Genomic DNA, 24,928 nt, shown 5'->3' on the forward strand with positions numbered 1-24,928 from the left:
CGTGCAGTGGGTGGCTGTTGGGCTGGTCAGGACGAGCCCCGGCCTCTAGCATTCCCATCAAAATAAATGAGTTTGCATGTTCACACCCCTCGCCCCGGCGGCCATCCATCCCCCCTTCGCCCCCTATAGCCACGGCGTGGTTGTGCCCGAGGGGCAAAGGTTGGTGTTTTGCTCGGGACAATTGGGCATCGATGGGAATGCGATGATCCCGCCGGACTGCGCGGCTCAGACGAGGCTCTGCTTCGGCAATATCGCAGCCATTCTCTCCGAGGCCGGACTGAAGCTGGCCGATATCGTGCGGATCAACGCCTATGTCACAGGACGAGAGCACCTGGCGGACTATATGGCGGTGCGCAATGCACTGTTTGCCGAGCCCTATCCTGCTTCGACCCTGATGATCGTCTCTGGCTTTGCCCGCCCCGAGTTTGTGGTCGAAATCGAAGCCATCGCTGCCGGCCCCGCCTAAGGAAAAAGACCATGAGAAAGATCTGGTGGACCGATTTCGCTGCCCGCGAATTCGACAATCTCGACCCGGACAAGACGATCGCCATCCTGCCAATTGCGGCGGTGGAACAGCACGGGCCACATTTGCCTGTGGGCACTGATACCATCATCAATCAATCGATGATGAACCTGCTGGCCGAGCGCGTGCCCGCCGATCTCGATATCCGCATTCTGCCCGTGCAGGCCGTCGGCAAATCCAATGAGCACATCTGGGCCAAAGGCACGATTACTCACAAGGCTACCAACCTTATTGACGCCTGGACCCAAATTGGCCTTGAGGTCGCACGGGCGGGAGTGAAGAAAATCGTCTTCGTCAATTCCCATGGCGGCAATGAAGAAGTCATGGGAATTGTCGCGCGGGAATTGCGCGTGGAAGCCGGCATGCTGGCGGTCAAGAGCGGTTGGCGTTTCGGCGCGCCGGAAGGCGTTCTGAGCGATCTGGAACGGCGCCACGGCATCCATGGCGGCGACGCTGAAACCTCATTGATCCTGCATTTCCGGCCGGACCTGGTCGATATGGATCGAGCCGAGAACTTTCCCTCGATCGCCACAAGGGACGAGCAGAAGTTCAAGTATCTCCGGCCCACTGGTGCCTTCGGGCATGTCTATGCCTGGGTTGCTTCCGATATCAATCCATCTGGCGCGGTAGGCGAAGCAGCCTTGGCAACCGCCGAAAAGGGGCGGGCTATGGCCGAGCGCAATGTTGCGGGCATGATCGAGGTGCTGCGCGAAGTCGAGCGTATACCCCTGCCTGGGACGGAGCGCTGGCAGCTTGGCTAAACGAGCTTGCCGTCCGCAATGATCGCGCGGACTTCGTCCTCGACTGAATCCAGAATGCGATTGATGGCGGCCACCGCCAGATCGGCATTCTCGGCCACGATAGCGTCGGCCAGATCGCGGTGCAGCGGGAAGGATTCGAGGCCGAACGCGTCTCGGTTGAAAGGCGAGATGTCCCCGCGCTCCAACGCATGGTCCAGATTTACCAGGATTTGCCCATACATCGGATTGCCCGAGGCATCATAGATTGCATTGTGAAAGGCATGGTCTGCCTTGCGCCATGATCGACCAGCCTGCACATCGTCCAGCAGCTCATCGCATAGCCGCGCGATTTCCGCCCGCTGTTTGGCTGTGGCATGCAGGGTTGCTTTGCGCACAACGTCGTTTTCCAGCGTGCGGCGGATTTCGAGCAGCCGCAGCAGGGCCTCGCCTTCCAGCCGCACCATGGTCGGGACAAGGCCACGCGAGGTTTGCACGCGCGCGGCCAGATAGGTGCCGTCGCCGCGCCGTCGCCGAATGATGCCGAGGCCCTCCCAGCGATTGAGGGCTTCGCGAATGGTCGATCGGCCAACGCCCAGCGAGGCCGCCAGCGACACCTCGGGCGGCAGGCGGTCGCCGATCTTGAGGCCGGCGCGCTCGACCATTTCGGCAAGCGCATCCAGCACCGCCACATTGCGTGTGCGATTCTCAAGCGGTTCCAGATAACTCAGGGCGGCTTCCCGACTCATGGGGCCCATTCCTCCAGATGCGGCGGACCGTTATTGGCCACTCACACCACATATTGGCGCATTTGTCAGCCTTGCGCTGCCAGTGGCGCCTGCTTGAGCTCAAGCAACTCGGTGAGTGCGTCGACCAGCCGGTCCATTTGCGGGCGAGAATTGTAGCCCTGCACCGACAAACGCACGATGCAGGTGTCCTGCCATTTGAAAACGGGAATCTCGATGCCGTATTTCTCGAACAGCGTCGTGTGGACCGCGAGCGTATCGCATTCGGGTATGGGCATGGCGACCATTTGCGGGGCGCAGAACGCTGCACTGCTCAGAGGCGCAAGACCGGTCAGTTCGCCAAGGCGTCGTGCGGTATCCTGTGCCAGGGCATGGCAATGCTCGGAAATGGCCCACCAGTCGTTCTCCTTGCGGAAAACGATGGCGGCCGGAACGGTCAGCCAGGGCGCCGGATCGCGCGTACCGCGGATTTCCAGTTCGTCGATATAGGGAGAATTGCCGAAATTGCCTTTGGCGCCGGGCGCCTTGGAATCCTTGGTCCAGCCATGGCTGATCACCAGCGGGTTGAGCAGACCCTGCATCTCACGGCGGGTGTGGAGGAACGCCGATCCCTTGGGCGTCATCATCCATTTGTGGCAATTGCCCGCATAGAAATCGGCCCCGATGGCGTCGAGATCGAGCTTGATATGGCCTGGCGTATGGGCGCCATCGATCACCGACCAGATGCCGCGCCTGCGCGCCTCGGCGATGGCATTCTCGATTGGGAATAGCAGAGCGGTGGGCGAGGTGATGTGGCTGAGAAACAGGACCTTCGTCCGCTCCGTCATGCCGTCGATGATGGTCTGGGTGAACGCCGCCTCGCTGACCAATGGCATGGGAACTTTGACTACCACGATCTCGGCGCCAGTCTTGCGGCAGACATAAGCCCAGGTCTTTTCCAGCGCAGAGTATTCGTGGTCAGTGGTAAGGATCTGGTCGCCGGGTTTGAGATCGAGTGATTGCGCCACTATATTGAGACCATTGGTGGCATTGGGCACGCCGACAATGTCATCGGCGTTGCACCCCAGCTCGGCCGCCAGGGCATCGCGAGGCACGCGCAGCAGATCGTGCAGGCGACGGCCCAGGAACTCGACCGGTTCCTGCTCCAGTTCGAGCTGCCAGCCCTGATAAGCCTCGAACACCGGGCGCGGGCAGGCGCCGAAAGAACCGTGATTGAGGAAGGTGACATCCTCGCGGAGGAGGAAGTGCCGGGCGAGATTGTCGGACACGGTTCAGCGGCCTTTCAGGGTGGGGTCGAGGGCATCGCGCAATCCGTCGCCAAACAGCGAGGTGGCGAGCACGGTGATGGCCAGCGCTGCCGTCGGGAAGACAGCCAGGTGCCAGTAGTAGAACATGAAATTGATGCCCTCATTGATCATCTGGCCCCAGGTGGCGGTGGGCGGCGGCACACCGATGCCCAGGAAGCTGAGCGAGGCTTCAAGCATCATGGCGAGCGGGATGGCCAGCACGAAACCGACAATGATCGGGCTGATCGAATTGGGTATGAGGTGACGGCGAATGATGTACCAGGGCGAGGCGCCCAGCGCCTGCGCGGCCCGGACGAATTCCTTCTCCCGGAACGCCTTCACCTGGGCGCGGACGAGGAGGCACACCTGCACCCAGCCGAACAGAGCCGCAATGGCAACAATGGACATGTAGCCGCCGCGTAGGAGCGTGCCCAGCAGCATGGCTGCCAGAAGCGGTGGCACCACCGAGAACAATTCAATGATGCGCATGATGACCCAGTCGGTCCGGCCGCCGAAATAGCCGGCGAGCGCCCCCAGCGGAATGCCGATCAGCACCGAGAAGCCGGCGGCGATAAAGCCGATGGAGAGCGAGACGCGGGCGCCATAAACGATGCGTGTATAAAAATCGCGGCCCAGATTATCGACACCGAACCAGTGCTCGGCTGAGGGGAAGGCCAGCGATTGGGTGAGGAACAATTGCGCTTCGGGCGGTACTGGGGTGATCAGCGGCGCAAAAACCGCCATCAGGATCAGAATGCTCATCACGATGCCGCCGGCGACAGCCGCCTTGTTGGACAGGAAACGCTGCCAGGCAAACCAGAGCGGGCTGCGCTGGCGCGGCGGGGCGGGCTCGATAATTGGCGTTGCGATTGTATCGGTCATTCTGCGCCTCCCACGCGGATACGCGGATTGATCAGCGCATAAACGATGTCTGAGAGAAGATAGGCGATGCAGTACATGAAGGTGATCATCAGCATCAGCGCCATTTCCAGCGGGTAGTCGCGTGTCTCGATGGATGAGACGAAGTAAGCGCCAAGGCCCGGCACGCGGAACATGGCCTCGACAAAGATCGAGCCGGTGGCGGTGCCGATGAACATGGGCAGAAACACGGTAACCAGCGGAATGGCCGAATTGCGCAGCACATGCTGGAAGACGATGCGGCGTTCGCTAAGACCCTTGGCCCGCAGCACGGTAACGAAGGGCCGGCTCATGGTGTCGAGCATGGCCGAGCGCGTATAGCGGGCATAGGTGGCCACGGGGATTGCCGCGTAAGCAATGATGGGCAGAATCCAGCGTTCCGGATTGGGCCAGCCGCTGGCGGGCAGCCATTTGAGCCAGACGGCGAACACCAGGATCAGTAGCATCGAGGTGACAAAAACCGGAATGGTGAGGCCGATGGTGGCAACGGCGGAAGCCAGATAATCGATCCAGCTATTGCGGTTGAGCGCGGCCGCCATGCCCAGCAGGATACCAAGTGGGGCACCGATGAGCACGCCGAGCCCGCCCAGCACAAGGCTCGGCACCCAGGCACGGGAGAGGAGCTGCAACACGCTCTCGCCGGGGCTTTGATAGGGCACGCCGAAATCGAAATGCAGCACGCCCCACATATATTTGAGGTACTGGACGTAAAGCGGCTGATCGAGCCCGAGCTGGGCCATCAGCTTGGCGCGCACGGCCTCGGAAACCGGCATGTCATTGGCGTCGAATGGTCCACCCGGCACAGCATGCATCATCAGGAAGATGATGAGCGACACCGCAATGAAGGTGAAAGCAACCGAAACGAGGCGGCGCAGGATGTAGCCGAGCATCAGACCGTTCCCCTCAATTGGTCACATAGGCCTCGACCCGGTGGTCCGGGGCGATGGCGACAAGTTGCGGGTCGCTGTGCGGGGCGGTGCCCGCCTGCAACGTGGTCAGGCGCGGTGTCTGGGCGGCGATCTGCTCGGCAGTCAGGAATGTGCGCTCGCGCCTGAGTTTGGGATTGGTTGCCGGAACCGCATCAAGCAGCGCGCGGGTATAGGGGTGCTGCGGGTCCGAGAAAATCCGCTCGGTCGGCGCTTCTTCCACCACACGTCCGCGATACATCACAACAACGCTGTCGGTGAGGGATTTAACCGTCGACAAATCATGGCTGATGAACAGGATCGAAAGACCCATCTCGGCCTGAAGTTTCTTCAACAGCCCGATGATCTGCGCCTTGACGGTGACGTCGAGTGCCGAGGTCGGCTCGTCGGCTACCAGCACATCGGGCTCGAGCACCAGGGCTCGGGCAATGGCCACGCGCTGCCGCTGACCGCCGGAAAGCTCGTGCGGATAGCGATTGGCGTAAGTACGGTCAAGGCCGACGCGCTCCAGCCAGTCCAGCGCCGTCTCTTCCTGCTCCCTGGCACTGCCAATGCCATGAATATGCAGCGGCTCGGCAATGGTCTGGGTCAGCGTCATCATCGGATCGAGCGCCGAATAGCTGTCCTGAAAGACGACCTGCATCTTTTTGCGCCAAGGCTTCAGCGCCTCTGCCGAAAGGGCCGATATGTCCTGCCCATCCACCAGGATTTGGCCGCGGCTAACGTCGGTCAGCCGCAGGGCCATCATCCCGGTCGTCGTCTTGCCCGAACCACTCTCGCCCACAATGCCGACAATGCGGTTCTTGGGCAGGGCGATATTGACCTCGCGCACGGCGTGGAAGTCGGAATAGTCGGTGAACAGCCCGCGCCGGCGGCGGATGCGGTAGGCCTTGGCCAGCCCCTTGAGTTCAAGGGCAGGGGTTTTGCTGTCGCTACCGCGTGAGGGTTCAAAACTGGCATGCAGGCTGGCCAGAAGCTGCTTGGTATAGGCGTGCTGCGGAGCATCGAAGATCTGCTGCACCGGCCCTTCTTCCATGACCTCGCCGCGATACATCACCAGCACACGGTCGACCGTTTCGGCGATGACGCCCAGATCGTGGGTGATCATGATCAGCGCCATGCCGAATTCGGCCTGCACCTTCTTGATCAGCTGCAGTATTTGCGCCTGGATGGTGACGTCGAGCGCGGTGGTTGGCTCGTCTGCAATCAGCACCTTGGGCCGGCACGAGAGAGCCATGGCGATCATGGCGCGCTGCAACATGCCGCCCGAGAGCTGGTGCGGAAAATAGTTGAGAACATCGCTGGCGTTCTTGATCTCCACACGCAGCAGCAAGTCTTCGGCTTCCTTGAGCGCATCGCGCTTGGCAACATTGCGATGGGCCTGGATGGTCTCGGTGATCTGGTGCCCGATAGTGAAGACAGGATCGAATGCCGTCATCGGGTCCTGGAAAATCATCGCAGCGGAGCGACCGCGCAACCGCGCCAGATCGTCCTTGCGCGCCTTGCTAACATCAATCCCATCAAGCTGGAGCTTGGTGGCGCTGACCTCTGCTGTTGCTGGCAACAGGCGGAGCAAGGCGCTGCAACTCACCGACTTGCCCGAGCCGCTTTCCCCGACGATGCCGAGACTTTCACCTTCATTGACCGTAAAGCTGATGCCGCGCACCGCATCGATGGTTCCGCCATATTGGCGAAAGCTGACCTTGAGATCTGCGATTTCTACCAAAGCCATAAGCTGGTCCCCGAAACTGGCGGCGCCTCCCGACTGGGAATGCCCGGGAGGCGCCTCTGATGGATCGCTGGGTTACTTCGTCAAATGGGTGAAGAAGTAGTGACCGAGACGATCCAGTGGGGTGAAGCCAAGCGAATTGGGCTCGGTTGCCTCGCCGCCCAGCTCGCTGGAGATGATGGCGGTGGTGATCGGGTGTACCAGCGGCACGATCAGCCCCTGATCGATCATCACCTGCTCGGCCTGGGCATAGAGCGCATAGCGGGTATCCCAATCGCTTTCGGAGTCAGCTTGGGCAACTAGCGCATCATATTCGTCGACATGGTAGTTGTGCCGACCGCCATCGTAGAAGATGCCATAGAAGTTGGACGGATCGAGATAGTCGTATTCGTACGGAGCGATGAAGATGTTGTTCTTCGCACCGCGCAGACCATCCATCCAGTCCGCGCCGGGAAGTTGACGGATGCTTACAGTAATTCCGAGGTGCTCGCCGAGTTCAGCCTGCAGATACTGCGCCATGGCCGGCACGATGGCGCCATTGTAGCCGCCTTCCTCGCGGATCCAGATTTCAATTTCCGGAAAGCCTTCGCCGTTCGGATAGCCTGCATCGGCCATGAATTGCTGGGCCTTTTCCGGATCGAAGGTAGCTTGGCCCACGACATCGGGATTGTAGCCAGGATAGCCGGGCGGCAGGATCGACCCGGCCGGAATGGCGATGTCCCGCAGCACCGTTGAGGTCAGCTCATCGCGGTCAACAGCGTGGTAGAAGGCCCGGCGCACATCGACATTGTTGAAGGGCTCGGATTCCAGGTCATAGGAGAGGTAGGAAGTGGCAAACACCGCATTGCGGCGGATGCCATCCGGATCGGCTGCCATGGCGACCGGAACCTGCCCAGTATTGAGGAAGGAGTAGTCTGCGTCACCAGCGAGAAAGGCCGGCAGGCCGACTTCAGGGGCGCCAAGGCTGGGGTCGACTTCGAGACGGTCAACCTGGGCCTGCCAGGGGCCGGTATAGCTCTCGGACTTGGTGAAGACGACGGAATTGTTCGACTTCTCCCAGCTCTCGATTTCAAAGGGGCCAGAGGACACGATGGTGTCGACATTGAGCGCCCAATCATCGCCGAGCTCGTCGACCTTGTGCTTGGGAACAGGATACCAGAGGCTGGTGACAGACGGCAGATATGGCTTGGGTGCAGTGGTGGTGACTTCAATTGTCAGGTCATCGACTGCCTCAAGCCCGAGGGTGGACACGTCGGCAGTGCCTTCCGTGACTTCCTTCCAGCCCTTGATGCCGCCGGCAAAATCCCAATACCAGGCAAAGTCGTAGCCGGTTGTTGCGGCGCGCTGCAGGGCAAAGACATAGTCTTCCGCCGTCAGCGGCTCGCCATCGGACCAGACTAGGCCATCGCGCAGCTTGAAGCTCCAGGTGAGGCCATCTTCCGATTGGCTCCAGCTCTCCGCCGCCATCGGCGTGAGTTCGAATTCCTTGTCGAAGGTTGCGATCGGCACCTGCAGCAATTCGGCAAAGGTCGCACGGTCATAGACCGTCTTCATATAGTCCATATAGGTGCCAGAGGTGGACTGACCGGGTGCCGTAATGGTCGACTGCGCCATTGCTGGCAGTGTCAATGCGGTGGCGACGGCCAGCGCAGCGACGAGTTTCCGTGTGATATGCATGAGCTCCCTCCTTGTTGCAGAGCAGTAGGCGTTCCCTGATGCGCCAGGCCCTTCCCCTCGGGTCTGGTCACTTTGCTTTGGCGCGGCTGGTGCCGCGGTCCGGCAGATTGTTCCCAAATCTGCCATATGACATATGTCTGACAAATCATTTTGAGCTTGGCAACCCCGGCATTTCTCCTTTTCCTTTTCAACGTGGGTGTTGTTTTCGGCCCCGCTCAGCGCCCGAAAATCTGCCGGCAGGTGGTTTCGATCGTCTCGGCACCTATGCCGAAATGGCGGTAGAGGTCCGAAACCGTGCCAGTCTGGCCGAAATGCTCGACGCCGAGCGCCATGGTGCGATGCCCCAGCACACTACCAAGCCAGCCTAGGGTCGCAGGATGAGCATCAATTGCGGTCACGAGCCCGGCGCGGTGCGGAACGCCTTTCAGCAGGGTCTCAATGTGGCTGATGGTCTCGAAGTTGCCATGCAGCCTTGCACGCTGGGCGGCCTGCCAACCGGCATTGAGCCGGTCCGCTGAAGTCACGGCGAGCACGGCGACATTGCGCCGGTCGCCGCCGATGCGTGCTGCGGCCGCGATGGCCTCGCTGGCCAGGACCCCTTGATAGGCAATGACAACTTCGCATTGCGGGGTCGGCGGTTGCAGCCAATAAGCGCCACGAATGATGTCGGCGACCAGCGGTGGTGCGATCTCGCGCGGCACCTGCTCCAGCGTGCGGGTGGAGAGGCGCAGATAGACCGAGCCGCCGGTGACGTCGCGCGGCCAGTCGGCGAGGTCGGGCCGGGCATCTCCCGTGCGCTGCATATAGTCAAACGCCCAGTCGATGATGACGGATAATTCGTCGGCAAAAGCCGGTTCGAAGCTGGCCAGGCCATCCTGCGACATGCCGATCAGCGGCGAGGCAATTGACTGGTGTGCGCCACCTTCACCGGCCAGAGATACGCCGGATGGGGTGCCGACCAGCAGGAAGCGGGCGTCTTGGTAGCAGGCGTAGTTGAGGGCATCCAGGCCCCTCGAAATGAACGGATCGTAGAGTGTGCCAATGGGCAACAGGCGTTCGCCGAACAGTGAGTGACTGAGCCCCGCCGCGCCCAGCATCAGGAACAAATTCATCTCGGCTATGCCCAGCTCCATGTGCTGCCCATCGGGCGTGAAACGCCATTTCTGGGTTGAGGGGATTGCCTCTTTCTGAAACAGGTCGGCTGTTTCCTTGCGCGCAAAGAGGTTGCGCCGGTTGACCCAGCTTCCGAGCCCGGTCGAAACGGTCACGTCCGGCGATGTCGAAACGATCCGGCGTGCCATCTCACTATCTGTCTTGGCGATCGCATCGAGAATGCGTCCGAATGCGGCTTGGGTGGAAGTGGCGCCCGTACCGATGAATTGCGGGCCAATAGTGGGCACCGCCGGGGAGGTCAGGCGACGGGATTCGGCTGTGTTGAACGGCACATCTCGGACGAAGTCCGCCAGAGCATCGGCCTGTTTCAGGCCTTCGAATAAATCCCACTCATGCCCGTCCCGGATTTCGTGGGCGACCCGCAATTGTTCGATCTGGGCCGAGGTCATCTGCCCGGCATGGTTGTCCTTGTGGCCTGCCAGCGGCGTGCCCCAGCCCTTGACCGTATAATTGATGAAGACAGTCGGTTCGTCCGTTCCAGCATTTTCGAACTGCTCGAGCAGGCTCTGTACGCAATGTCCGCCCAGATTGGCCATCAGGGCCGCCAGTTCTTCGTCGCTGCGGCGCGAGAGCAGGGCAGACACATCGCCCTGATCGCCGATCTCGTCATTGAGGCGCTCGCGCCAGGCGGCACCACCCCGGAACATCAGCGCGGAATAGAGATCATTGGGGCAGGCATCGATCCAGGCTTTGAGCTTCTCGCCACCTGGCTCCTCAAACGCGGCGCGCTGCAAGGCGCCATATTTGAGCGTTACGACTTTCCAGCCAAATGCCTTGAAGATCGCTTCAATGCGGTCATAAAGCCCCTCGCGCACCACGCCATCCAGGCTCTGCCGGTTGTAGTCGATGATCCACCAGCAATTGCGCAATCCATGCTTCCAGCCTTCGAGCAGGCACTCATAGATATTGCCCTCGTCCAGCTCTGCATCGCCGGCCAGCGCGATCATGCGGCCCTCGGGCCGCGCCTTGCCGGACCAGTCCTTGGCGCGCACATAATCCTGCACCATGGACGCAAAGGCCGTCATAGCAACGCCCAGCCCCACCGAGCCGGTGGAGAAATCGACGTCTTCAGTGTCCTTGGTGCGGGAGGGGTAGGATTGGGCGCCGCCAAAGGCGCGGAAATCAATGAGCTTCTGCCGGGATTGCCGGCCCATCAGATACTGGATGGCATGGAAGACCGGCGCGGCGTGCGGCTTTACCGCAAGCCGGTCCTCAGGCTTCAGCACGCCGAAATAGAGTGTGGCCAGCATGGCAGCCATCGAGGCGGAGCTGGCTTGGTGGCCGCCAACCTTGACCCCATCGGGATTGGGCCGGATGTGATTGGCGTGGTGCACCATCCAGCTTGCCAGCCAAAGTGACTTTTTGGTCAGTGCCTCAATCGCTTCAATGCGCTCGATGCTCTTGCCTGCCATACCTCTCCTCCAATCGATATGTCTGACATTACGCCTTGCTCAAAGGTGATTTCCGTCTAATCTGATCGCCAATCTCGCATTCTGAGCAGGATATCGACAAAATTGGCGCAATCTGAGGCGGAAACCACCAAGTCCGGAATCGACCCCATCGACCGAAAGCTCCTCCGCGCACTGCAGGAGGATGGCCGCATGACGGTTCAGGCTCTGGCTGACAAGGTCGGCCTTTCTGCCTCGCCTTGCCTGCGCCGATTGCGGCAGCTCGAGCGGGACGGTGTCATTTCCGGCTATAGCGCCAATATCGAGCAGAAATCGGTCGGTCTGCCGGTCTCGGTTTTCATCTCCATCAAGCTCGAGCAGCAACGGGCGCGCAACCTGGATGCCTTCGGTGCTGCGATCAGTCGCTGGCCGGAGGTGATGGAGTGCTATCTGATGACTGGCCAGTTCGATTTCCTGCTGCGTGTCGTCTGTGCCGATCTTGAATCCTACGAGCACTTTCTGCGCGAAAGGCTCACCCAGCTCGATGGTGTGGCGCATATCGAGAGTAGCTTCTCGCTTGGCGCGGTGAAATTCTCTCGGGTCCTGCCGATCTAGGCGGCGACGCTTGACGCCCCGGTTTTTCACTTCACTATCGCCGCCATCCTGTGGCAGGGCTAGGCGATGAGCGATTTGAAACTTCCGTCCTTTGTCAGCGCGCAAATGGTGGCCGATCGGGCCGGCGTGTCGCGTTCGGCGGTTTCGCGTACCTTTACAGATGGCGCCAGCGTTTCCGAGGCCACCCGGCGCAAGGTGCTCGAGGCGGCCGATGCGCTGGGCTATCACGTCAATCATCTGGCGCGCGGCCTGCGGGAGCGCAGCAATATCGTCTGTCTGGTGGTGGCCGATATGACGACTCCCATCCGCGCCCGCATGGTCGATGTACTCACCCGCAAATTACAGGCTTCGGGCAAGATCACCATGGTGATCAATACCGAGACCGATACCGAAAGCGTATCTGCCGCATTGCGCCAGACCCTCAACTACCGGGCCGACGCCACCGTGGTGCTCTCCGGCACGCCGCCCGCCTCGTTGATTGAAACCTGCCTCGCCAATGGCCAGCAGGTGATCCTGATCAACCGCGACGAGCGGCTGCAGGGCTCGAGCAATCTCGGCGTCGACAACGCCATGGCCGGGCGCGAGGCACTGTTCCTTTTGCGCCGGGCCGGGTGTGAGAGATTGGGGCTGATCACCTCAAACGCGCGCACGGCCAGCCTAGTTGAGCGCGAAACCGTGTTCGTCGAGGCGGCCGCCGCTAAGGGGGTGCAGGTGGTGGTGACCGAAGCCGGGCCGACCAGCTATGAGTCCGGTCAGGAGGCGGCCCGCCGGGTGTTCGGACGATCCGAAGCGCCGGATGGCGTGTTCTGCGTGACCGATCTGCTGGCTCTGGGTTTCATGGATGTGGCGCGCCAGGATTTTGGCCTCACCATTCCCGATGATCTCTGCGTTGTCGGGTTTGACGACATCGAGCAGGCCGGCTGGGCATCTTACCAATTGACCACATTCCGGCAGCCCTTGAACCCCATGGCTGACGAAGTTGTCGACTTGTTGCTGCAGCCGCAACGCGCTGTTTCGGAGCGCCGCATGATCGAGCCGATCCCGGTCTGGCGGCGATCCGTCCGCCCCGGCAAGCGCTAGCCGATTACCTTCTGCAGACCGCGCTGGCCAGCCCATTTCGGCGCTATTGCGTGGCGCCGCGATCCACGCCGAAAGCCGCAGTTTTCTGCCGTTTGCGCCCATGCTTGCAACGCGATGCGCGAGTTATTGCACAGCTGTGCAAAGAAGCTGTGTCATCAAAGCGTTATGTAATGCCCCTATTTAGGTCCTCATTAGAGCGAAAAAATGCACTTGTGTGCAATCGCTATTCGGTGTTGTCTTGTTCTTGCGATGGCGTATCGCGGCAGGTGCAACCCGACTTGAGATTGGGACCGCCTTCCGTCCGTCAAAGCGAAGAGGGAGGAGGCCCATGAGGCGGGCGATCCGGTGCCGATCCGGGTTCGTCATCTCGGCCACAAGCCGATACGCCGCCTCCGCATTCGGCATGTTAATGCGCGGTGGCCGCCCCGGTCACCATGATGGGAGAAAGAACATGAAACGTCGTGACTTCATGATTTCCGCTGCGGGTATTGTGGCCGGTTCGGCCCTTTTGCCCCGCATGTCCTTCGCAGCCGAAGGTGTGATCGACTGGTACACCAGCTCGGACAGCAACATCCTCGACTTTTGGACCAATACGGTAAAGCCGGCTTTCGAGGCCGCCAACCCGGGCGTGTCGATCAATCTGGTCGATGCGGGCGATGGCGCCGGCATAATCTCGATCGCTGAGCGCGCCATGGCTGCGAAAGAGACAGGCACCGATCCGCAGGCCGATTTCTTCGAATCTGCCGATGCTGAACTGCCGGCCGGCGCCATCGAGGCTGGCATCTACGCCAATATCAAGGAAGCCGGCCTGTCCAATTACGACAAGGTCAACCCCCTGGCCATCGAGAGCGATTACTCGCTGCCTTATCGCGGGTCGCAGGTCCTCCTGGCGTATGACAGCACCAAGCTCAGCGCTGCCGATGCGCCCAAGAACTGGGATGATCTGGTCGCCTGGATCAAGGCCAATCCCGGCCAGTTCGTTTACAACCGTCCCGACAAGGGTGGTTCGGGCGGCAATTTCGTGCGTCGCGCCATTCACCAGGCCAATGGCCTCGATCCCTCGGCCTTCACAGTCGACAATTATACCGAGGAATTTGGCAACGAGGCACTCGGCAAAGCCTGGGAACTGCTGCAGGACATCGCCCCGTCGCTTTATGACAACGGCGCCTATTCCTCGGGCAATACCCAGTCGATCCAACTGCTGGCGCAGGGCGTGGTCACCATGACCCCGGTCTGGTCCGACCAGGTGCTCCAGGCCATCGACCAGGGCGTGCTGCCCGCCGATACCGGCCTTGTGCAGCTTCAGGACCTGGCGCTGGCCGGTGGCTTCACCCGCTCCGTCGTCATCGAGAACGGTGTCAATCGCGACGCATCGCTCAAGCTGGCCGATTTCATCCTGTCCGAGGAAATCCAGAGCGCCATCCTGACCGAACTTGGCGGTTTCCCGGGCGTGAGCTGGGATTATGTCGCCCCCGAACTGCGCGAGCGCTTCGCCGACATCGTGCCGAAAACCATCCCGACCTTCCCCGGTGGCGACTGGTCCGGCCCGATCAATGACGGCTGGTACCGCAACGTTGCTCCCAACGTCGACCGCAACTCGTGACCGACGCGGCTCCGGCGGCACCTCGGCCGCTTATCGACAGCAATGACAGCAGGAGGCCCACCGGCCTCCTGCTCGTCGCGATCCCTGTTTTCCTGGTTGGCTGGCTGGTGATCTGGCCGATCATCAATGCCATTGTGCGCACCCTATGGCGCCCCGATGAATCCGGTGCCATCGGCTTCAATCTCGACAGCTATGTCTTTTTCTTTTCCGACCAGTACTCGATCAACAACCTGACCATCACGCTTTGGACGACGCTGATGTGCGCCATCCTGCTGCTGGTGATCTGCCTGCCCATTTCGCTCTACCTGCGCTTCTCGGCCGGCCGCCTGCCAGCCTATGTGCAGGCGATGGCGATCTTTCCCATGTTCGTGCCCTCGATCATCCTGGCCTATGCCTTCATCCGCGTGCTGGGTCCCAATGGCATGGTCGATATCCTGCTCAATTCGGTCGGCCTGCCAAAGATCCGTACGCCCTATCTCACCCCCTGGGGGCCGGTAATCGGGCTGGTGTGGGACAATATCCCGCTGACGGTGCTGATCCTGCTCTCGGGCCTGGGCAATGTCGCCAATCAGGCGATCGAGGCGGCGCGCGATGTCGGCGCCAATCGTCTCCAGGTGTTCTGGCACATCATTCTGCCGCGCATCTCCAATTCGGTGCTTGTCGCCATTTCCTTTGCGGTGCTGGGCATTTTCTCGTCCTTCACCCTCCCGTATCTCCTGGGGCCGGCATCGCCCGAAATGATGGGGCCATTCATGAACCGCACCTTCCGCGAGGTGAATGACCCGCTCAACGCGATTACCCAGGCGGTCATCACCTTCTGCTTCTGCATCGCCTTCGGGCTGTTCTATGTGCGCTCGGTCGCACGCAATCAGGGGAAGTGAGATGAAACAGCTTGCTCCCGCACTTGTCATGGCCTCCGGTCGGCGCAAGTCCATCCCCGTCCGCATTCCGACGGATTGGACCGGGATCATCTTCGCCGTCGTACTTTCCGCTGCGGTGATCCTGCCACTGCTGGTTGTCGGGGTCTGGGCCTTCACCGAAGTCTGGCGCTACCCCAATGTCATCCCGCAGCAGTTCGGCCTGCGGTTCTGGAACCAGACGTTGACCCGCGCCGACGTCTGGAGCGCATTGACCCTCAGCCTGCAGCTCTCGACCGTGGTTACTCTGCTCTCGGCGGCCATCTGTCTGCCGGCGGCCTATGCCTTCGCACGCCTGAGCTTTCCGGGCCGCAATGTGCTGTTCTTCTCGTTCCTGGCCGGCCATGCCTTCCCCAAATTCGGGCTGTTGATCGCCATCGCCGCGATCTTCCTGCAACTCAATCTGATCGGCACATTCTGGGGCGTGGTGCTGATCCAGCTCGTGGGCACGCTGCTGTTCATGATCTGGATTCCGGTGGCCGCCTTCCAGTCGGTGGACCGGCGCATGGAAGAAGCGGCGCGAGACGTTGGAGCTGGGCCCTTCCGGGTGTTCTGGTCGATCACCCTGCCACAGGCCGGACCGACAATTGCCGCAGCCGTTCTGCTCAGCTTTGTCGGTACCTTCTACGAGACCGAAGGCGCCTGGCTGATTGGGGCGCCGGGCATTCGCACCATGCCGGTGCTGATGATCTCCTTCATCAACAACCAGATGGTCATCCAATATGGCGCCGTGCTTTCGGTGATGCTGTGGGTGCCCTCCTTCATCGCTCTCATGTTCGCCCGCCGCGTTATTGGTGGCGGCGCCTTCGCCCGCGGTTTTGGCGGCTAGGGAAACAAGTATGTCCGTTCTGAAAATTACCGACGTCTCCAAAATCTTCGCCGGCCCGACCGTCGCGGTGGACAATTTCTCGCTCGAAGTGGGCGATGGCGAGCTAGTCTGCCTGCTTGGCCCCTCCGGCTCGGGCAAGTCGACCTTGCTGCGCATGGTCGGCGGGTTCGAGCGGCCCACCTCGGGCCTGATGACCATTGATGGCGACGACATCACCCAGCTTCCGCCTGAGCGCCGGCCGACCGGCATGGTGTTTCAGAGCCACGCGCTCTGGACTCATATGAACGTGTTCAAGAATCTGGCTTTCGGTCTCAAGCTGCGCGGTCTGCCCAAGGAACAGATTACCGAGAAGGTCGAGGCCGTGCTCGAACTGGTCGGCTTGGCGGGCTATGGCACACGCGGTGTCAATCAGCTTTCGGGCGGGCAGCAGCAGCGCGTGGCGCTGGCCCGGTCGCTCGTGCTCGAGCCCAAGATCCTCCTGCTCGACGAACCCTTTGCCAGCCTTGACCAGCATCTGCGCGAGCGGCTGCGCGAGGAGGTTCGGGATATCCAGCAGCGCCTCAAGATCACCACCCTGTTCGTCACCCATGGCCAGGACGAGGCGCTGGCCATGGCCGATCGCATTGTCGTCATGCGCGACGGCCGGACCGAGCAGATCGACCGCCCGGATGTGGTCTATCGCGAACCCCAGACTCCCTTTGTCGCCGGCTTCATCGGAACCATGAACCTGATAGAGGGCGAGGTGTCCAAAGGCCGCTTCGCCCGGGCCGATTTCAGGATCGATATCCCGATCCCGGATGGCCCGGCCACCCTGGCCATCCGGCCCGAAGCGCTGGACCTGGAAGCCGCCGAAGCGGGTGTCGCCCAGGTACACCGGGTGACCGATTACGGTACCCACGGCCTGGTCGATCTCGACCTCGGCGATGGCACCCGTCTCAAAGCCATGGTTGCGCACCCCGATCTTTTCAGCGAGGGGCAAAAGGTCAACCTCAAGCCACAGGCCATGGCGGCCTATCGTGACAATGCACGCGTCTATCGGAGCTAGGATGGTCGATCCGCTCTACTTTGATCGGGACGGTCACCGGACCTGGCTCAAATGGCATCGCGCCCGCCGCAAGGCGACCGACCCGGTGTTTACCGGCGCGCGTATTCTCGAGGGCCTGCGGCTGGGCGCAAGCGTCGAAGTCGATTTGGTCATCCATGCCGATCATGGCTGCGCTGTGCTGCACAATTTCGAGTTGGACAAGGAGACCACGGGCACCGGGCAGGTGCGCGACACTGCAGCCAACGTCCTGCGTGGCCTGCATCTGCGTGACAATACCGGTGCCGTCCTGCCCGACCGGGTGATGCTGCTCGAAGACCTCTGCGCCCTACTGACCGAGCAACCGCCCCAGGAGGGGGCACTGCTCCAGCTCGACTTCAAGGAAGAGATCGCGGCGCTTGATGATCGGACCATCGCCAATTTCGCCAATAGCGTCGGACCGGTCGCAGATGCCTTTATCCTCTCGGGCGGCGACATCGGCGCCATTCGAACACTGTCCAGCGCCGTGCCTGCGCTCAAGACGGGGTATGACCCCTGCTACGGCGACTCCCTGGCGCGGCTGCAAGCCACCGGCGACTTCGCCAGCTTTATCGGAGACGCCCTGACCGCTGCACCACAGGCCGACATGATTTACCTGGCCTATGAGATCGTGTTGTCCGCCCAGGATGCCGGGTTCGACATCGTCGGACCCATCCATGCCGTGGGCAAGCGTGTCGACGCCTGGACAATTCGCCAGGTCACCCCGGCCAGCCTCGAGCAGATAGAGCGCCTGCTGGCGCTCCAGGTTGACCAGATTACAACCGACGATCCGGAGGGGCTGCACGCGGCCCTTGCACCATGAGCATTGATTACGACAGCATACTTAAAGCCATGATTGCCGCCGCCCGTGAGGCGGGCACGTTGACTCAGGCCCATTTCAAGCGCTTCCGGGAGCTTGAAATCGGGATCAAGGGACCCGGGGACTTCGTGTCCGACGCCGACCGCGAGTCCGAACAATTGATCCGCAAACGTCTCTTGGAGATCGATCCGACCTGGAGCCTGACCGGGGAAGAATTCGCCCCCGTGGACGGATCCGATCCCGAGCATCGCTGGCTGGTCGACCCGATCGACGGCACCACGAACTTCCTCAATGGACAGCACTACACCATCACCATCGCGCTGCGGCGCGGCAACAGGACCCTGTGCGGTCTCGTCTATGACCCGGTCGCTGACGAAATGTTTACCGCCAAAATGGGAGGCGGTGCCTTTCTCAATGGCGAACGATTGCATGTCAGCCGCTCGACCGACGTCGCCATGATGTGCGTCGGCACGGGTCTGCCCACACCGAACCTGTCGCTTCATCCGGGCGCCTATGCCCGGCTCGACGCCATTCGTGCCCCCATCGGGGCCGTGCGGATCGTGGGCAGTGCAGCCAATAGCTGTGCCTGGGTCGCCTGCGGGCGTCTGACTGGTTATTTCGAAGAAACCGGCTTTGTCGACACCGCCGCCGGCATCCTGCTGGTCGAGGAGGCCGGCGGGGTCGTGACCGATTGGTGGGGCAGGGGGCCGGACATCTACGAGCAGACAGGATGCCTGATCGTCGCCAATGCGGCGACCCAGGCCTATCTGCTCGACCATCTCAAGGATGTCCCGCGTAAAAATCCGGCGGCCTGATCGGCCCTTACGGCATCAGCATGCCGCCATTGACCTCAATGGTTTGGCCGATGATGTAGCCGGACAGAGTTGCGCAGGCCAGGAACAGATAGGCGCCGACGCAGTCCTCGGCCACACCAAGCCGTCCCTGCGGCACCGTTGCCAACTGGGCCTTGAGCTGGGCTTCGGTCGAATAGCGCTCATGGAAGGGCGTTTCGATCACGCCCGGTGCCACCGCGTTGACGCGAATGCCGAAGGGAATGAACTCCTTGGCCATGCCGCGTGTGACATTGGCGATGAAGGCCTTGGACGAGCCATAAAGCCCCGCGCCACCGCTGGCCCCGTTGCGGGCGGCGATGGAGGTGGTGTTGATGACAAAGCCGCCACCCGCGGTCTTCATATGCGGCAATGCGGCCCGCGTTGCGGCGAGCACGGATCGGCCATTGAGGTCCATCACCGCGTCATAGTGCTCGTCCGTCATCTCGGCATAGGGCAGGCGCGCCACCATGCCTCCGGCATTGTTGATCAGCCCATCCAGCCGCCCAAACGCAGCCGCGGTCTCTTCCACCGCTCCGGCAATGGCCCCGGACTTGGAGGCATCTGCACGTACCAGATGTGCCTTGCCGCCGGCAGCCTCGACGGCATCTGCCACCGCACGGGCCGCATCCTCGCTCGAATTATAGTGCACGCCGACCATGGCGCCTTGCGCGCCAAAGGCCTTGGCCAGGGCAGCGCCAATGCCGGTGGAAGCGCCTGTAATGAGCACGGCCTTGCCGTTGAGTTCGGGAAGGGTGAGATTTGCCATTGGATGAGCCTCCTAAAGTCCGTCGCGTCCGCGAAAGCGGCGCTGGTAATCGGGATCGTAAAGCGCGCTTTCGCGAAAGTCTTGTGCGCCCAACCCCTTGCCGACAAAGATGATCGCTGTGCGTTCAATCGCCGGGTCGAATGCCCGCTCGATGGTGCCCAGCGTGCCCCGGATGATTATCTCTTCTGGCCAGCTGGCATGGGCGACGATGGCCACCGGGCAATCCGCCCCATAGAGCGGGGTCAACTCGGCAACCACGCGCGCGAGCGAATGGATGGCCAGATGAATTGCGAGGGTCGCTCCGGTGGCGCCGAATGCGGCAAGCGTTTCGCCCTCGGGCATGGGGGACGCGCGGCCCCCGATGCGGGTGAGGACGACAGATTGGTTGACCGCCGGTATGGTCAATTCACGGCCCAGCGCTGCCGCCGCTGCCGAAAAGGCCGGAACACCGGGCGTCAGCGTATAGGCAATGCCCAGCCGGTCGAGCCGCCGCATTTGCTCGGCCACCGCACTCCAGACGGACAGGTCGCCCGAATGCAGCCGGGCTACGTCCTCATTAGCGTCACGGGCGCGAATATATTCGGCCTCGATCTCGTCGAGCGACATCGGAGCGGTATCGATAAGCCGAGCGTCTGCCCTACACCATTGGAGCATGTCCTTTGGTACGATGGACCCGGCATAGAGGCAAACCTGGCAGCGCGCGAGCAGGTCGCGGCCCCGCACCGTAATCAGGTCTGCTGCGCCCGGACCGGCGCCGATGAAATGCACCGTCATGGCTTGCTCCATCGCCATTGGGTGATGGGCATGGCCGGCCGCCAGCCGGTAACCGTGCCCAGCGTCGCCGCGTGAGCAACCGAGAGCCGCACCAGTTCCCCGCCATGCTGGGCGTAGAGGGCGAGGAGCACCTGTTCCATTTCTAGGGTCACCGCATTGGCAACCAGCCGACCGCCGCTCCGCAGTGCGTTGATTGCCGCGTCCATCACACCGGGATGGGTGCCGCCACCACCCACGAAAATAGCATGGGGCGCGTCCAGCCCGGTGAGCGCAAGTGGTGCCTTGCCCGTAACCACGCGCATCTCCGGCACCCCGAGCTTGCGCGCATTGCGCATGATACGGGTGGCACGGTCTGGATCGCTCTCGATGGCCACGGCGCGCAGGCTGGGATCGGCCAGCATCCATTCTATGCCAATTGACCCCGAGCCTGCGCCGATATCCCAGAGCAGCTCGTGCCGCCGCGGGCCCAATGCGGCCAGGGTCACCGCGCGGATGTCGCGCTTGGTGATCTGTCCGTCGTGTTCGAAAAGCGCGTCGTCAAGCCCCGGCGTCAGTGGCAGTACGCGCGCGCCCGGCAGCGGCGCGACAGTGATGGCGCAGACATTGAGCGGGTTGATGTCGCCCAGCATGAAGCCATCCGCCATTTGCGAACGGATTTGTTCATCTGGCCCCCCCAGGGCCTCCAGCACAGTGATGATCGAGCGGCCAAATCCCGCCTCGACCAGCAGCGCCGCCAGCGCCCCAGGTCCATGCTGGTCCGACGTCAGTGCCAATATCTGCGCCGCCGGATGCAGATGCGGCCGGATCAGATCGATTGGCCGCCCGTGCAGCGACACGCAAGCGACCTCCTGCAATGGCCAGCCCAGCCGGCCAGCAGCCAGGCTGAATGCAGAAGGTTGTGGAATGACAAGCATTTGCGCCGGGTCGATCCGCCGGCTCAGCGTGGCGCCGACACCATAATAATACGGATCGCCGGAAGCCAGCACGCAAACCTTGTGGCCCTGCGCGGCCAGCACCGCCTCGATCGACGCTGAGAATGGCGTTTGCCACACATGCGTCTCGCCCGAAACGATAGGCGCTACCAATGCCAGATGCCGCTCGCCACCAAAGACGATTTCGGCCTCGCCAACGGCCGCGCGGGCCGCCAGCGACAGCCCGTCTAGCCCGTCTTCACCGATGCCGATAACCGAAAGCCATCGTCCGGTCATATGCCCACCCCGCGTGGCGAATAGACCAGCGGGTCCATGCCGGGCCGCTCGATGATCCGGGTTTCGGCCGAGCCGATGATGACACAGGTGGCCATGTCGGCGCTTTGCTGATCTGCCTCGCCGAGCGGGACCACCGCGAAATGCTCGTCCGGACGGCCCACGGCGCGGCCGAAGATCACCGGCGTCGTCACCGGCAGTGCCTCGCGCAGGATCTTGAAGGCGGTGGCCAGTTGCCAGGGTCGGGCCTTGGAGATCGGATTATAGAGCGCGATGACCAGGCCCGCCTCGGCCACGGCGCGCAGGCGGCGCTCGATCAATTCCCAGGGCTTGAGATTGTCCGAAAGCGAAATGGCACAGAAATCATGGCCCAGCGGCGCCCCGGCGCGGGCGGCGACGGCCAGCATGGCAGTGACGCCAGGCAGCACGGTGATCTGAAGCCGGCGCCAGGTTTCAGGGCCGGTCTCGATGGCCTCGCATACGGCCGCGGCCATGGCGAAAACGCCCGGATCGCCTCCCGACACCACACAGACCGAGGCCCCCTTTGATGCCGCATCGAGCGCCGCGCGGGCCCGGCTGATCTCTTCCCGGTTGTCCGAAGGCATTCGGCGCTGGTCGGGGCGCAGGTTCAGCCGGTCGAGATATGGGGCATAGCCAAAAAACTGTTCCCCGGCGGCGATGGCGTCGCGCACCTGTGGCGTGGTCTGTTCGGGATTACCCGGACCGGTGCCGACGATGACGAGCTTGCCGGTCATGGGCGATTGCTCCAGCCGGGCACCAGCACCAGTGAAAAATAGGGCGCAACGTCATCGCTCTTGTCGGCTAGGGGGATGGAGTGACCATTGGCGGTCGTACCGCGTTCGACATAGACCGCCTGGCCGAGCCGGCCGGCATCGGCGAGGGCGGCGCGCACCTTTGCCAGATTGCGGCCAAGCTTCATGATGACAGCGCCCTCGGTATTGCCCAGCTGCCGGGCCAGTTCGTCCCGCTCCAGCGTGCCAGGCAGCACGGTCAATATGTCGTCGCCCTGGACCAGCGGCAGCCCCGCCTCCGACCAGCAGCCCGACATCGCGGTGATGCCGGGAATGACTTGAGTGTGGTAGCGGGGAGCGAGGCGCAGATGCATATGCATGTAGCTGCCGTAGAACAGGGGATCGCCTTCGCTCAACACCGCAACGCTTCGCCCGGCGTCGAGATGGGATGCAATGCGCCCGGCGGCCTCGGCATAGAAGGCTTCGATCTGGTCCTTATAGCCATTCTCGCGCCGGTCGATCTCGGTGGTCACCGGGTAGTCCAGTGCCTCCTCTATCTGGCCCAAACGGAAATGGGCCACTGCAATTGCCCTGGCATTGCTCGCATTGCCGCGCTTGGCAAAATAGGCAACGACATCCGCTTGCGATATCGTGCGAACTGCCTTGAGGGTCAGCAATTCCGGATCGCCCGGCCCAGTGCCCACGCCATAGAGTTTCCCGCTCACAGGCCCGGCCTCGCCAAGGCATTGAGGCAGGCAGCAGTAATGGCGCTGCCGCCCAGTCGGCCACGCACGATGGCAAAGGGCACACCATAGGAATTGAGGGCCAGTGCGTCCTTGGATTCGGCGGCGCCGACAAAGCCCACCGGCATGCCCAGAATGGCGGCGGGTCTGGGGGCGCCGTCGCGCAGCATTTCGAGCAGGTGGAACAAAGCGGTGGGAGCATTGCCAATGGCTACCACCGCGCCTTCGAGCTGTTCGTCCCACAGATGCAGCGCCGCTGCGGACCGCGTATTTCCAATGCTTGTCGCAAGCGCTGGCACCCGCGGATCGCGCAGCGTGCAGATGACCGCATTGTCGGCTGGCAGGCGGGCGGCGGTTACGCCCCGCGCCACCATTTCGGCGTCGCACAGGATCGGTGCACCGGCGTTGAGCGCGATCCGTGCCGCAGTGACGAATCCGGGGCTGAAGGCGAAATGCTCCGCTGCCTCGACAAGGCCCGCAGCATGGATCATGCGTACGGCCAATTCGGCCTCGTCATCGGCGAATGGGCTCAGATCGGCCTCGGCGCGAATGATGGCGAAGGACTGGCGGTAAATGCTTTCGCCATCCTTGATGTAGTCATATTGGGTCATCGCCCACCCTGAAAAGGAACAGCGCCAGCGCTAAGCGCAGCCGCATCCAGAAGCTTGGAAGGCGTATCGCCTGCGCGGCCGGCAAAGACAAGGCCAATCCCGTCCGTCTGGCCGACCAGGGTCAGGTCAGCAGCGTGCGGATGGGCGCAGCCCTTCGAACACCCCGAGACATGCAGTGTTTGGCCGGTCGGCAGGCGGGGTGCGAGCTGAACCGCAAGTTCGCGCGCCGCAATATGACCCGAAGCACAGCCGCCGCTGCCGATACACGCGCTAATCCTGTTGCGTGGATCATCAGCCCTGGTGATGAAACCCAGTTCGGCCGCCTGTGCAATCAGCGCATCAGGTGCGTTATCGAGCAGCAGGATATGCTCCGGTGCCAGCCGTATTCTCGTGACCTTGCTGGCCATCGCCGCGTCGCATAGCGCGATAATCTCGGCGCTGCGAGCCGCGCCAAATGGCAGGGCGATGGCCCGGCTATGGCCTTGAGCAAGGTCGAGACTGGAGCGCCAGCGCACCAATACGCGCGAGGCCGCAGAGCTGGCGGGGCCTGAGACCTTATCCCGTACCGGGAATAGATCGGTTGCTCTTGCCTCGGGACCGATTGCGGCAAGCGCGCCCAATGCGGCCAAGGCCGTCGTCACCGCGCCCTCGTCGTCCATATGCTGCGGCTTGCCGCCGCCCAGCGTCACGGCCCAGCCAATGCGGGGCTGTGCCCGCAGGTGTATGTCGGCCTTGAGCGTAGCAAGGCAGATCTGACCACCGCCATCGATCACCACGCTGACCTTGGGTCCGAGCCGCTCGGCCATCCCAGCGGCGCCCCTGCCAATGGCATCTGCCAGGGGTCGCGGATCTGCGAGTTCTTCCGGATCATCGCCTGCAATGGGCGAGATGTCGATTGTAAGCCCGGTTTCGACAGGCAATAAGGCAGCAACAGCCTCGGCGAAGGCGGGGGCCGTATCGGGTCGCAGGCCGCGGACCTGGAGATTGCCCCGCGCGGTGATCTCGATGAGACCGTTGCCATGCTGGTCGGCCATCTTTGCAATAGCGGCCAAGTCTGCGGGTGTCAGTCTGGCTCGGGCAACGCGGACACGCGCCAGGAGTCCATCGCCGGTCTGCATCGGTGCGTAAAGGGTTGGACAGGCGCCGCGTCTAGCGGGTTCCGCGACAATCCCGGTCAGCAATGTGCGAGGGCTGCTCGTTGGTGCCAAAGTCATGCA

General features: G+C 62.3%; 24 protein-coding genes. 10 read left to right on the plus strand and 14 right to left on the minus strand.

The genetic code is table 11. The features are described from left to right. The first annotated feature begins 76 nt into the window (after positions 1-76). Together GO014_RS00460 and GO014_RS00465 are read left to right on the plus strand one after the other, a co-directional pair. Positions 77-466, plus strand: coding sequence for a RidA family protein (locus GO014_RS00460; RefSeq protein ID WP_116589611.1), 390 nt, complete (start codon positions 77-79; stop codon positions 464-466). Between the two features lie 11 nt (positions 467-477). Next, the gene (locus tag GO014_RS00465) at positions 478-1,284 is read left to right on the plus strand and encodes a creatininase family protein (protein WP_157288689.1); all 807 of its coding nucleotides are present in this window, start codon (positions 478-480) and stop codon (positions 1,282-1,284) included. On the opposite strand, the gene GO014_RS00470 is transcribed toward GO014_RS00465, so the two are convergent. The 7 genes from GO014_RS00470 to GO014_RS00500 all read right to left on the minus strand — a co-directional run bounded on the left by GO014_RS00470 (position 1,281) and on the right by GO014_RS00500 (position 11,127). Next, positions 1,281-2,009 (minus strand): FadR/GntR family transcriptional regulator, encoded by a 729-nt coding sequence (locus GO014_RS00470; protein ID WP_179952895.1) that lies wholly within the window; start codon positions 2,007-2,009, stop codon positions 1,281-1,283. The two genes, GO014_RS00465 and GO014_RS00470, sit on opposite strands and share 4 nt — an antisense overlap. Positions 2,010-2,074: 65 nt before the next feature. Continuing rightward, positions 2,075-3,274, minus strand: a complete 1,200-nt coding sequence (locus GO014_RS00475; RefSeq protein WP_210252399.1) for an aminotransferase class V-fold PLP-dependent enzyme — start codon at positions 3,272-3,274, stop codon at positions 2,075-2,077. 3 nt (positions 3,275-3,277) lie between these two features. Beyond that, entirely contained in the window at positions 3,278-4,174 is an 897-nt protein-coding gene (locus GO014_RS00480; RefSeq protein ID WP_116589615.1) for an ABC transporter permease, read from the minus strand. Then, complete coding sequence (locus GO014_RS00485) at positions 4,171-5,100, minus strand: ABC transporter permease (protein ID WP_104891669.1); 930 nt, start codon at positions 5,098-5,100, stop codon at positions 4,171-4,173. The genes GO014_RS00480 and GO014_RS00485 overlap by 4 nt, the downstream gene beginning before the upstream one ends. Positions 5,101-5,113: 13 nt before the next feature. Beyond that, positions 5,114-6,868, minus strand: coding sequence for an ABC transporter ATP-binding protein (locus tag GO014_RS00490; RefSeq protein ID WP_157288691.1), 1,755 nt, complete (start codon positions 6,866-6,868; stop codon positions 5,114-5,116). A gap of 72 nt (positions 6,869-6,940) precedes the next feature. After that, positions 6,941-8,542: a peptide ABC transporter substrate-binding protein gene (locus GO014_RS00495; RefSeq protein ID WP_157288692.1), complete on the minus strand. Its 1,602-nt coding sequence runs from the start codon at positions 8,540-8,542 to the stop codon at positions 6,941-6,943. A 215-nt stretch (positions 8,543-8,757) separates the two neighbouring features. Then, on the minus strand, positions 8,758-11,127 hold the full coding sequence (locus GO014_RS00500) for a transketolase (RefSeq protein WP_157288693.1): 2,370 nt from the start codon (positions 11,125-11,127) through the stop codon (positions 8,758-8,760). Positions 11,128-11,229: 102 nt separating this feature from the next. On the opposite strand from GO014_RS00500, the gene GO014_RS00505 reads away from it, so the two are divergent. The 8 genes from GO014_RS00505 (at position 11,230) to GO014_RS00540 (ending at position 18,842) form a co-directional block, all read left to right on the plus strand. Next, on the plus strand, positions 11,230-11,718 hold the full coding sequence (locus tag GO014_RS00505) for an Lrp/AsnC family transcriptional regulator (protein ID WP_281351113.1): 489 nt from the start codon (positions 11,230-11,232) through the stop codon (positions 11,716-11,718). Between the two features lie 66 nt (positions 11,719-11,784). Continuing rightward, positions 11,785-12,798, plus strand: a complete 1,014-nt coding sequence (locus tag GO014_RS00510; RefSeq protein WP_157288694.1) for a LacI family DNA-binding transcriptional regulator — start codon at positions 11,785-11,787, stop codon at positions 12,796-12,798. A 451-nt stretch (positions 12,799-13,249) separates the two neighbouring features. Then, on the plus strand, positions 13,250-14,401 hold the full coding sequence (locus GO014_RS00515; RefSeq protein WP_116589619.1) for an extracellular solute-binding protein: 1,152 nt from the start codon (positions 13,250-13,252) through the stop codon (positions 14,399-14,401). After that, positions 14,398-15,282 carry an ABC transporter permease gene (locus GO014_RS00520; protein WP_116589620.1) on the plus strand — a complete coding sequence of 295 codons (885 nt, stop codon included), beginning with the start codon at positions 14,398-14,400 and terminating at the stop codon, positions 15,280-15,282. Before GO014_RS00515 ends, GO014_RS00520 begins: the two co-directional genes overlap by 4 nt. A 28-nt stretch (positions 15,283-15,310) precedes the next feature. Further along, positions 15,311-16,147: an ABC transporter permease gene (locus GO014_RS00525; protein WP_157289750.1), complete on the plus strand. Its 837-nt coding sequence runs from the start codon at positions 15,311-15,313 to the stop codon at positions 16,145-16,147. Positions 16,148-16,157: 10 nt separating this feature from the next. After that, on the plus strand, positions 16,158-17,192 hold the full coding sequence (locus tag GO014_RS00530) for an ABC transporter ATP-binding protein (RefSeq protein WP_157288695.1): 1,035 nt from the start codon (positions 16,158-16,160) through the stop codon (positions 17,190-17,192). 1 nt (position 17,193) lies between these two features. Continuing rightward, a complete protein-coding gene (locus tag GO014_RS00535; protein ID WP_157288696.1) occupies positions 17,194-18,030 on the plus strand; it encodes a glycerophosphodiester phosphodiesterase in 837 nt (278 codons plus the stop codon). After that, the gene (locus GO014_RS00540; RefSeq protein WP_157288697.1) at positions 18,027-18,842 is read left to right on the plus strand and encodes an inositol monophosphatase family protein; all 816 of its coding nucleotides are present in this window, start codon (positions 18,027-18,029) and stop codon (positions 18,840-18,842) included. Before GO014_RS00535 ends, GO014_RS00540 begins: the two co-directional genes overlap by 4 nt. A gap of 7 nt (positions 18,843-18,849) precedes the next feature. On the opposite strand, the gene GO014_RS00545 is transcribed toward GO014_RS00540, so the two are convergent. The 7 genes from GO014_RS00545 to cobG are packed head-to-tail and all read right to left on the minus strand — an operon-like array spanning position 18,850 to position 24,925. Then, entirely contained in the window at positions 18,850-19,626 is a 777-nt protein-coding gene (locus GO014_RS00545; RefSeq protein WP_157288698.1) for an SDR family NAD(P)-dependent oxidoreductase, read from the minus strand. 12 nt (positions 19,627-19,638) lie between these two features. Then, the gene (gene cobM / locus GO014_RS00550; protein ID WP_157288699.1) at positions 19,639-20,400 is read right to left on the minus strand and encodes a precorrin-4 C(11)-methyltransferase; all 762 of its coding nucleotides are present in this window, start codon (positions 20,398-20,400) and stop codon (positions 19,639-19,641) included. Next, entirely contained in the window at positions 20,397-21,608 is a 1,212-nt protein-coding gene (gene cbiE, locus GO014_RS00555) for a precorrin-6y C5,15-methyltransferase (decarboxylating) subunit CbiE (RefSeq protein ID WP_157288700.1), read from the minus strand. Before cbiE ends, cobM begins: the two co-directional genes overlap by 4 nt. Then, entirely contained in the window at positions 21,605-22,360 is a 756-nt protein-coding gene (locus GO014_RS00560) for a precorrin-3B C(17)-methyltransferase (protein ID WP_157288701.1), read from the minus strand. Before GO014_RS00560 ends, cbiE begins: the two co-directional genes overlap by 4 nt. Then, entirely contained in the window at positions 22,357-23,082 is a 726-nt protein-coding gene (locus GO014_RS00565; RefSeq protein WP_343030689.1) for a precorrin-2 C(20)-methyltransferase, read from the minus strand. Before GO014_RS00565 ends, GO014_RS00560 begins: the two co-directional genes overlap by 4 nt. Continuing rightward, positions 23,079-23,711: a precorrin-8X methylmutase gene (locus tag GO014_RS00570; protein ID WP_157288702.1), complete on the minus strand. Its 633-nt coding sequence runs from the start codon at positions 23,709-23,711 to the stop codon at positions 23,079-23,081. The genes GO014_RS00565 and GO014_RS00570 overlap by 4 nt, the downstream gene beginning before the upstream one ends. Further along, entirely contained in the window at positions 23,708-24,925 is a 1,218-nt protein-coding gene (gene cobG / locus GO014_RS00575; protein WP_157288703.1) for a precorrin-3B synthase, read from the minus strand. Before cobG ends, GO014_RS00570 begins: the two co-directional genes overlap by 4 nt. Positions 24,926-24,928 lie beyond the last annotated feature (3 nt).

It is taken from the genome of Devosia marina (assembly GCF_009758415.1).
In the GTDB taxonomy this organism is placed as follows: Bacteria; Pseudomonadota; Alphaproteobacteria; order Rhizobiales; family Devosiaceae; genus Devosia; species Devosia marina.

What these genes read in the sequence shown, in the direction of transcription:
- GO014_RS00560 (WP_157288701.1), bottom strand. Translation starts at nt 22,360, where the DNA reads ATGACCGGCAAGCTCGTCATCGTCGGCACCGGTCCGGGTAATCCCGAA.
- GO014_RS00495 (WP_157288692.1), bottom strand. Translation starts at nt 8,542, where the DNA reads ATGCATATCACACGGAAACTCGTCGCTGCGCTGGCCGTCGCCACCGCA.
- GO014_RS00530 (WP_157288695.1), top strand. Translation starts at nt 16,158, where the DNA reads ATGTCCGTTCTGAAAATTACCGACGTCTCCAAAATCTTCGCCGGCCCG.
- GO014_RS00525 (WP_157289750.1), top strand. Translation starts at nt 15,311, where the DNA reads ATGGCCTCCGGTCGGCGCAAGTCCATCCCCGTCCGCATTCCGACGGAT.
- GO014_RS00535 (WP_157288696.1), top strand. Translation starts at nt 17,194, where the DNA reads ATGGTCGATCCGCTCTACTTTGATCGGGACGGTCACCGGACCTGGCTC.
- GO014_RS00545 (WP_157288698.1), bottom strand. Translation starts at nt 19,626, where the DNA reads ATGGCAAATCTCACCCTTCCCGAACTCAACGGCAAGGCCGTGCTCATT.
- GO014_RS00500 (WP_157288693.1), bottom strand. Translation starts at nt 11,127, where the DNA reads ATGGCAGGCAAGAGCATCGAGCGCATTGAAGCGATTGAGGCACTGACC.
- GO014_RS00540 (WP_157288697.1), top strand. Translation starts at nt 18,027, where the DNA reads ATGAGCATTGATTACGACAGCATACTTAAAGCCATGATTGCCGCCGCC.
- GO014_RS00490 (WP_157288691.1), bottom strand. Translation starts at nt 6,868, where the DNA reads ATGGCTTTGGTAGAAATCGCAGATCTCAAGGTCAGCTTTCGCCAATAT.
- cbiE (WP_157288700.1), bottom strand. Translation starts at nt 21,608, where the DNA reads ATGACCGGACGATGGCTTTCGGTTATCGGCATCGGTGAAGACGGGCTA.
- GO014_RS00510 (WP_157288694.1), top strand. Translation starts at nt 11,785, where the DNA reads ATGAGCGATTTGAAACTTCCGTCCTTTGTCAGCGCGCAAATGGTGGCC.
- GO014_RS00480 (WP_116589615.1), bottom strand. Translation starts at nt 4,174, where the DNA reads ATGACCGATACAATCGCAACGCCAATTATCGAGCCCGCCCCGCCGCGC.
- cobG (WP_157288703.1), bottom strand. Translation starts at nt 24,925, where the DNA reads ATGACTTTGGCACCAACGAGCAGCCCTCGCACATTGCTGACCGGGATT.
- GO014_RS00515 (WP_116589619.1), top strand. Translation starts at nt 13,250, where the DNA reads ATGAAACGTCGTGACTTCATGATTTCCGCTGCGGGTATTGTGGCCGGT.
- GO014_RS00570 (WP_157288702.1), bottom strand. Translation starts at nt 23,711, where the DNA reads ATGACCCAATATGACTACATCAAGGATGGCGAAAGCATTTACCGCCAG.
- cobM (WP_157288699.1), bottom strand. Translation starts at nt 20,400, where the DNA reads ATGACGGTGCATTTCATCGGCGCCGGTCCGGGCGCAGCAGACCTGATT.
- GO014_RS00460 (WP_116589611.1), top strand. Translation starts at nt 77, where the DNA reads ATGTTCACACCCCTCGCCCCGGCGGCCATCCATCCCCCCTTCGCCCCC.
- GO014_RS00470 (WP_179952895.1), bottom strand. Translation starts at nt 2,009, where the DNA reads ATGAGTCGGGAAGCCGCCCTGAGTTATCTGGAACCGCTTGAGAATCGC.
- GO014_RS00485 (WP_104891669.1), bottom strand. Translation starts at nt 5,100, where the DNA reads ATGCTCGGCTACATCCTGCGCCGCCTCGTTTCGGTTGCTTTCACCTTC.
- GO014_RS00465 (WP_157288689.1), top strand. Translation starts at nt 478, where the DNA reads ATGAGAAAGATCTGGTGGACCGATTTCGCTGCCCGCGAATTCGACAAT.